9 protein-coding genes are annotated in these 7,235 nt (G+C 69.8%); 7 read left to right on the top strand and 2 right to left on the bottom strand.

All coding sequences use genetic code 11. The annotated features are described in order from the left end of the window. Positions 1-97: 97 nt before the first annotated feature. A complete protein-coding gene (locus tag GBZ26_RS24915) occupies positions 98-682 on the bottom strand; it encodes a Y-family DNA polymerase (protein WP_174441145.1) in 585 nt (194 codons plus the stop codon). Between the two features lie 170 nt (positions 683-852). Here GBZ26_RS24915 and GBZ26_RS24910 point away from each other — a divergent pair, with 170 nt between their 5' ends. From GBZ26_RS24910 to GBZ26_RS24900, 3 genes are all read left to right on the top strand, one after another. Then, positions 853-1,374 (top strand): hypothetical protein, encoded by a 522-nt coding sequence (locus GBZ26_RS24910; RefSeq protein WP_174441144.1) that lies wholly within the window; start codon positions 853-855, stop codon positions 1,372-1,374. A gap of 104 nt (positions 1,375-1,478) precedes the next feature. Further along, positions 1,479-2,042 (top strand): HupE/UreJ family protein, encoded by a 564-nt coding sequence (locus GBZ26_RS24905; RefSeq protein ID WP_174441143.1) that lies wholly within the window; start codon positions 1,479-1,481, stop codon positions 2,040-2,042. Between the two features lie 118 nt (positions 2,043-2,160). Beyond that, on the top strand, positions 2,161-3,264 hold the full coding sequence (locus GBZ26_RS24900) for a TAXI family TRAP transporter solute-binding subunit (protein WP_174441142.1): 1,104 nt from the start codon (positions 2,161-2,163) through the stop codon (positions 3,262-3,264). A gap of 4 nt (positions 3,265-3,268) precedes the next feature. On the opposite strand, the gene GBZ26_RS24895 is transcribed toward GBZ26_RS24900, so the two are convergent. Next, a complete protein-coding gene (locus tag GBZ26_RS24895) occupies positions 3,269-3,931 on the bottom strand; it encodes a glutathione S-transferase family protein (RefSeq protein WP_174441141.1) in 663 nt (220 codons plus the stop codon). A 148-nt stretch (positions 3,932-4,079) separates the two neighbouring features. On the opposite strand from GBZ26_RS24895, the gene GBZ26_RS24890 reads away from it, so the two are divergent. From GBZ26_RS24890 to GBZ26_RS24875, 4 genes are all read left to right on the top strand, one after another. Beyond that, entirely contained in the window at positions 4,080-5,468 is a 1,389-nt protein-coding gene (locus GBZ26_RS24890; RefSeq protein WP_174441140.1) for a leucyl aminopeptidase family protein, read from the top strand. Positions 5,469-5,611: 143 nt separating this feature from the next. Further along, the gene (gene fliG / locus GBZ26_RS24885) at positions 5,612-6,634 is read left to right on the top strand and encodes a flagellar motor switch protein FliG (RefSeq protein WP_035670918.1); all 1,023 of its coding nucleotides are present in this window, start codon (positions 5,612-5,614) and stop codon (positions 6,632-6,634) included. A 147-nt stretch (positions 6,635-6,781) separates the two neighbouring features. Continuing rightward, entirely contained in the window at positions 6,782-7,024 is a 243-nt protein-coding gene (locus tag GBZ26_RS24880; RefSeq protein WP_035670915.1) for a DUF4160 domain-containing protein, read from the top strand. After that, positions 6,999-7,235: DUF2442 domain-containing protein (locus GBZ26_RS24875; RefSeq protein WP_174441139.1), on the top strand; the 237-nt coding region annotated here is incomplete at its 3' end. The genes GBZ26_RS24880 and GBZ26_RS24875, both read left to right, overlap by 26 nt.

Genomic DNA, 7,235 nt, shown 5'->3' with positions numbered 1-7,235 from the left:
GGGTGGGGGTATGCATGGGGTGGCTCTTCGTAGAAGGCGGGAAGTGGGGGAGGCATTGCCCCCTCCCTAACCCTCCCCCGCTGCGCAGGGGAGGGGATTAAGCTCCCTCTCCTGCGAAGCTCTCGCGCAAACCAAAGGTTTGCGCTGACGCGACAGGCGGACCATAGGTCCGCCGAGAGCGGGGGAGGGTTAGGGAGGGGGCCCCGAACCGCGCCAGCGCCCAGGCCGCCGCGGGCGTGTCGGCCACCGCCAGCCGCGACTCGAGGCCCGCCGCACCCAGGCGGGCGGACAGGTCGGCGGCCATGGCCTCCTCCCCGCCGAACAGGTGGGCGCAGCCGGTGATGTCCAGCGCCACCCCGTCCGGGCCGTCCGGGGTGGTCCAGGGGGTGTAGCGCGTGCACCAGCCGGCGATCCGCTCCAGCAGGCGGGCGTCCGACTCGGGATCGGCGTCGAAGACGGCCAAGGCGGGTTCGATGGCCCGGGCGTCGGCCAGACTCATGCCGGGCCACACCCCGGCCTCCTCGGCCGCGCGGTTGACGGCGGCCACGCCCAGCCGCCCGCGCTCGGCCAGGATGGCGGCCAGGGGATGGCCGCGCCGCTCCGGATGGCGGCGGCCATGGGCGTCGGTGGGCAGCCGCGGCAGCCACAGGGACAGGATGCGCCGCGCCGTCCGTTCCGTCATGCCCAACCCTCCCTTCGCCGATGCGGATGCCAACAATTCCAGTCCGAACAAAACAGGAACATTCTAGCGGCAAAAGTCGGCGGGCGGGAGTCTCCTTACGGCCTCACCAAGAAGAGGGGGATAGCCGAGGGGGGCCTTGTCCCGTCTCCACGCGGCACGACATGGTTGGTATGACACCGATCCGCTCCACCGCCACGTTCCTGCCCGTCGCCGTCGCGCTCGCCGCCCTCGCGCTGGGGGCCTGCGCGACGGAGGTGCATGACGAGATGCCGGGGCGAGCCCAGGCGGCCCCGCCGGCGTCCGCACAGAGCGGCGGGTTGAAGACGCTGCGCCAGATCCAGGCGGAGGAGAACGCTCGTCCGGCCCACACGCCGCGGCCGCAGACTCCGCCCGCTCCGCCGCAAAAGCTTTCCGACGCTTCGCAGACGCCCAACCAGCCGCCGCCGGTGCGCCGCCGCGGCAGTTCGTCCCCGCCGCCGCCGCCCATCGACCAGCCGGCCACGCCCGCCCTGCCGGCGCCGGGTTCCACCCAGGGGCTCACCGACCGCGCCAAGCGTGACCTGATGAGCCCGGAGGTCGACCGGCTGCGCACCGAGGACGCCATGGGCCGGCTCGACCCGTTGCAGCAGCGCGACCTGCTCCGCAAGCAGCAGGACCTCCGCCAGTACGGCCCCGGCCCGCTGGGTTACTGACCTCCGACTTCTCAGGGCCTCGTGCCCTGGTCACTTGACCCCACCCCGCGCAGCGGCCATACCGGCCCGGTGCGGCGCAAGGCCTTGGGGAAAAGGGGTAGGGGATGGTGGCGATCCGGTCGGTTCTTCTGGCGCTCGCGTTGATCGGTGCCGGAACCGCGCCCGCGCTGGCGCGGATGACGGTGACCGGGCCGTTCGGCACCGGCCTGACCGAACCCGTGTGGGTGCTGCAGCATCTGCTGGGCTTCCTCGCCATCGGGCTGTGGAGCGGGCAGAACGGCGGCCCTTCGGTCTGGCAGCTTCCCGTGGCGGCGCTGACCGCGGTGTTGGCCGCCGGGCTGGCCGCGCAGATCGGCATCCGTCTGCCCTACGCCGCGGAAGGGCTGTCGGCGTCGCTGATCCTGATGGGCGGGCTGGTCGCCTTCGGGCTGAAGGTGCCGCTGGCGCTGGGGGTGCTGACGGTCGCCGCGGCGGGGGCCTTTCACGGCTATGTGCACATGGGCGGGCCGCTGTTCTGGGCCGGGCTGTCGTCCGGCGTGCTGCTGGTCATCGGCGCCGGGCTGGGCCTGTCGGTGGCGGTGGGGCAGGCGGCGTCGGGCCGCGTCGTGCAAATGTGTGGCGGCGCGGTAGCACTCGCCGGGGTTCTTGATCTGGCGGGCGTCTTTTAAGCCCCCGACGCCTTGAAAAAGCCCGGCTGCGGGTATTCTTGTAAGAGCGTGTCCAACACACGCCGCCGATGGCCCATGCCGCCGGGACGGCTGGCCAGCAGGAAAGGTGGACCCGCCGGTGCCGCGCGCAGGAGCCAACCCCCGCCTTTCCGCTAAAGGCCCCGCCGGCCGTTCGCCCAGCCGCCGCCATGTTCTCGCCGGTGTCGCGGGGGCCGCGCTGCTGGGTCTGCTGCCGCGGGGTGCCGCGGCGCAGGACATCCGCTATTTCCGGATCGGCACGGGCACCACGTCGGGCACCTATTTCCCGATCGGCGGGCTGATCGCCAACGCCATCTCCAACCCGCCCGGCTCCCGCCCCTGCGACCGTGGGGGAAGCTGCGGCGTGCCGGGGCTGATCGCGGTGGCGCAGGCCACGCTCGGCTCGGTGGAGAACATCGAGCTGCTGCGCTCCGGCGCGATCGAGGCCGGGATGTCCCAGGCCGACATCGCCTATTGGGCCTACACCGGTTCCGGCATCTTCCACGGCAAGGCGCCCTTCGAGGGGCTTCGTTCCATCGGCATGCTCTACGCGGAGGCGATCCAGCTCGTCGTGCGGGCCGACAGCGACCTGCACGGCGTGGCCGACCTCAAGGGCAAGGCCGTCTCGCTGGGCGAGGAAGGGTCCGGCGTGCTGGTGGAGGCGCGGGCGATCCTCGACGCCTTCGGCGTGAAGGAGGCGGAACTGCGGCCCCCCGCCTACCTGAAGCCCGGCACCGCGGCGGACCGGCTGGCCAAGAAGGAACTGGACGCCTTCTTCATGGTCGGCGGCTTTCCGGTGGCGGCGGTCACCGACGTGGCGAACCGCGAGCCGATCCGCCTGATCCCGATCGACGGCGAGATCGCCGACGGGCTGCGCATCCGCCAGCGCTTCTACATGGACCAGGTCATCCCCGCCGACACCTACCCCGGCGTGCCGGAGATCCACACGCTGGGGGTGGGTGCGGAGCTGCTGGTCCGCGCCGACCGCGACCCCGCCCTGATCCATGGCGTCACCAAGGCGCTGTGGCACGAGAACACCCGCCGCCTGCTGATCGAGGGCCACCCCAAGGGGCGCAGCTTCGACGCCACCAAGGCGGTCGCCAACGTCTCCGTGCCCCTGCATCCGGGCGCCGAGCGCTACTACCGCGAGGTCGGGCTGATCGGCAACGCCGCCAACGAACCGACGGGCGGAGCGACGCCCTGACGGGCTATTCCGGGTCCCGTTCGTCGGCGTAGATGTCCCACGGCTCCGCCTTGGCGGCCGCCACCCACTCCGCCATGCCCGGCAGTTCCATCACCGCCCGCGCGTAGTCGCCGCAAAGCCCGTCCATCTCCACCCCGTAGGTCAGGAGGCGCGTCACCACCGGCGCGTACATGGCGTCGGCGATGGAGAAATCCCCGAACAGGAAGGGGCCGCCCGCCCCGAAGCGGGCGCGCGTGTCGCGCCACAGGGTGAAGACGCGGGCGATGTCGGCCCCGCTCTCGGCGTTGCGGCCGACGCCGGGGCGGAAGGCCTTGAGGTCCATGGACATGTGGGTGCGCAGGCCGGTGAAGCCCGAATGCATCTCCGCCGAGACCGACCGCGCCACCGCGCGGGCGTGGGCATCCGCCGGCCAGAGGGCGGCCTCGGGGAAGGACTCCGCCAGATACTCGCAGATCGCCAGCGAATCCCAGATCACCCGGTCGCCGTGCCGCAGGCAGGGCACCCGGCCCGAGGGCGAATGCTCCGTGATGCGGGCCGCGGTGTCGGGCTGGCGCAGCGGAATGACGATCTCCCGGAAGGGCAGGCCGGTCCGCTTCAGCGCCAGCCAGGGCCGCAGGGACCAGGAGGAGAAGGCCTTGTTGCCGATGACCAGCGTCAGGTCGTCCATGGGTGCGTCTCGGTTGCGATGGGAGGGGGGCGGAGCATGCCTGCCCCGCGGCCTTGCGGCAAGCCGGCGCGCAATCCCCCTTTTCAGGGACGCCCCGGCGCGCCATGCTTTCCCAACTGTTTCCGTTTCCTGACGAAGGACGCCCGCCTTGCTCGCCACCTTGCTCGCCACGGCCGGCCCCGGCACCGTGACCATCACCCCGCTGAACAAGGCCGGTCTCGCCACGTGGCTGGAAGGCCAGCCGCCCGCCACCGCGGCCTGGGTGAAGGCCGTGAACTTCACGGCGGAGGCCGGTTCGACGGCCTTCCTGCCGGGGGAAGGCGGGGCGCTCGCCCGCGTGCTGGCCGGCGTGTCGGCGCTGGACGACCTGTGGGGCCTCGCCGGTCTGCCCGCCGGCCTGCCGCCGGGGAACTACCGGCTGGACGAGGCGGTGGACGCCGCGCTCGACCGCCGCGCCGCCACCCGTCTGGCCCTGGGCTGGGCGCTCGGCAGCTACCGCTTCGGGCGCTACAAGGCGTCGGACAAGTCCTTCGCCAACCTCGTCTGGCCAAAGCACGCCGACCAGGGCGAGGTGCAGCGCACCGCCACCGCGACCTACCTGCTGCGCGACCTCGTGAACACGCCGGCCAACGACCTCGGCCCGGCGGAACTGGCCGAGGTGGCCCATGCCGTGGCGGAGGAGTTCGAGGCCGGGCTGGAGGTGATCGTCGGCGACGACCTGCTCGACCGCGACTATCCGGCCATTCACGCGGTGGGCCGGGCCAGCCCGCGGGCGCCGCGGCTGATCGACCTGCGCTGGGGCAACCCGGCGCACCCGAAGGTGACCATCGTCGGCAAGGGCGTCTGCTTCGACAGCGGCGGCCTGGACATCAAGCCGTCCTCGGGCATGCTGCTGATGAAGAAGGACATGGGCGGCGCCGCGCACGCGCTGGCGCTGGGCCGCATGGTGATGATGGCGGGGCTGCCGGTGCGGCTGCGCGTGCTGGTCCCGGCGGTGGAGAACGTGATCTCCGGCAACGCCTTCAAGCCGATGGACGTGCTGAAGACGCGCAAGGGGCTGAGCGTGGAGGTCGGCAACACCGACGCCGAGGGCCGGCTGATCCTGTGCGATGCGCTGGCCGAGGCGGATTCGGAGAAGCCCGCCCTGCTGATCGACTTCGCCACCCTGACCGGGGCCGCCCGCGTCGCGCTGGGGCCGGACCTGCCGGCGCTGTTCGCCAACGACGACGGCCTCGCCGACGACCTGCTGGCCGCCGGCGAGGAGCAGAGCGACCCGCTGTGGCGCCTGCCGCTGTGGGCGCCCTACCGCAAGGGGCTGGACAGCAAGGTGGCCGATCTCAACAACGTGACCAGCAACGGCATGGCCGGGGCGATCACCGCGGGTCTGTTCCTTCAGGAGTTCGTGTCGAAGGACACGCCCTGGGCGCATCTCGACACTTTCGCCTGGAACAGCGGCGCCCGCCCCGGCCGCCCGGAAGGCGGCGAGGCGCTGGGCCTGCGCGCGGCCTATGCCGTCATCGCCAAGCGGTTTGGGTAATCGAGCGGTCCGGCATCCGGCATATGGTTAAAATTGTCACCCCCGCGGGCGTCGCGGGGGTGGCGTGCCGATTCGGAAAGGACTAAAACCTTCGGGTAGGACCGGTGGACTCGGGTGCCGGCCGGGTTTTTGGAGGCGGATACATGGCGCTGAAGGTTCGTGAGGATTATCGCACCCTCACCGGTCCGGAGAAGGCGGCCATTCTGATGCTGGCGCTGGGCGACGAGCATTCGTCCAAGCTGTTCGCGATGATGGACGACGAGGAGATCAAGGAGCTGTCGCAGGTGATGGCGAACCTGGGCACCGTCTCCGCCAACCTGATCGAGCGTCTGTTCGTCGAATTCGCGGAGCAGATGTCGGCCACCGGCTCGCTGGTCGGTTCCTTCGACTCCACCGAGCGCCTGCTGCTGAAGACGCTGCCCAAGGACAAGGTCGACTCCATCATGGAGGAGATCCGCGGCCCCGCCGGCCGCACCATGTGGGACAAGCTGGCCAACGTCAACGAATCGGTCCTGTCCAACTACCTGAAGAACGAATATCCGCAGACCGTGGCGGTGGTGCTGTCGAAGATCCGCCCGGAACACGCCGGCCGCGTGCTGACCCAGCTGCCGGAGAGCTTCGCGATGGAGGTCATCATGCGCATGCTGCGCATGGAGGCCGTGCAGAAGGAGGTTCTGGACGACGTGGAGCGCACGCTGCGCACCGAGTTCATGACCAACCTCGCCCGCACCAGCCGCCGCGACAGCCACGAGATGCTGGCGGAAATCTTCAACGGCCTGGACCGCACGACCGAGCACCGCTTCATGGCCGCCCTGGAGGAACGCAACCGCGACAGCGCCGAGCGCATCAAGTCGCTGATGTTCACCTTCGAGGACCTGTCCAAGCTCGACCCCTCCGGCGTCCAGGCCCTGCTGCGCAGCGTCGACAAGCAGAAGCTCGCCACCGCCCTGAAGGGCGCGTCGGAGACGCTGAAGGACCTGTTCTTCTCCAACATGTCGGAACGCGCGGCAAAGATCCTGCGCGAGGACATGGCCGCCATGGGCCCCGTCCGCGTCCGCGAGGTGGACGAATCCCAGATGTACATGGTCCAGCTCGCCAAGGACCTGGCGGCCCGCGGCGAAATCGTCATCTCCGAAGGCAGCGGCGAGAACGAGTTGATCTACTGATCTGCGTCCTGTATAATTAAAAAATCTGCTGAAGCAGAGAAGGGGCGGTCATTTACTTGTTCGGAACGATCGTTCCAAAATTATATAGAGACTTTTTCTTTTTTATGTGCATAATCGGTTGTCGCCCTATCCTTTGAGGACGACGCCATGCCGACCATCCATCGCCAGGACGGCTTCCGGTTCTATTTCTACAGCCATGAACCCAACGAGCCGGCGCATGTTCATGTGGACCGGGGCGGCGCCTCGGTGAAAGTCTGGCTGACCCCGGTATCCGTTGCGATTAATATGGGCCACTCGGCAAAGGATCTGGCCGACGTGCTGCGGATCGTGCGGGAGCATCGGGCTCGGTTCCTGGAGGAATGGCATGGCTTTTTCGGCACCCAGGGTTGATCTGCGCATCAAGGCTGTGCTGCTCGACGACGAGCGGCTGACGGTCGACCTTATGGATGGGCGGTCCATCGCCGTGCCGCTTGCCTGGTACCCGCGCCTGTTCGACGCCACACCGGAGCAGCGCCGGAATTGGGAGATCGCCGGAGGAGGCTACGGCATCCACTGGCCCGATGTGGATGAGGATCTCAGCACCGAAGGGCTTCTGCGCGGG

Source organism: Azospirillum formosense, assembly GCF_013340925.1.
GTDB classification, from domain to species: domain Bacteria; phylum Pseudomonadota; class Alphaproteobacteria; order Azospirillales; family Azospirillaceae; genus Azospirillum; species Azospirillum formosense.
The sequence above is the reverse complement of the archived record's forward strand: the minus strand, read 5'-3'. Positions and strand labels throughout refer to the sequence as shown.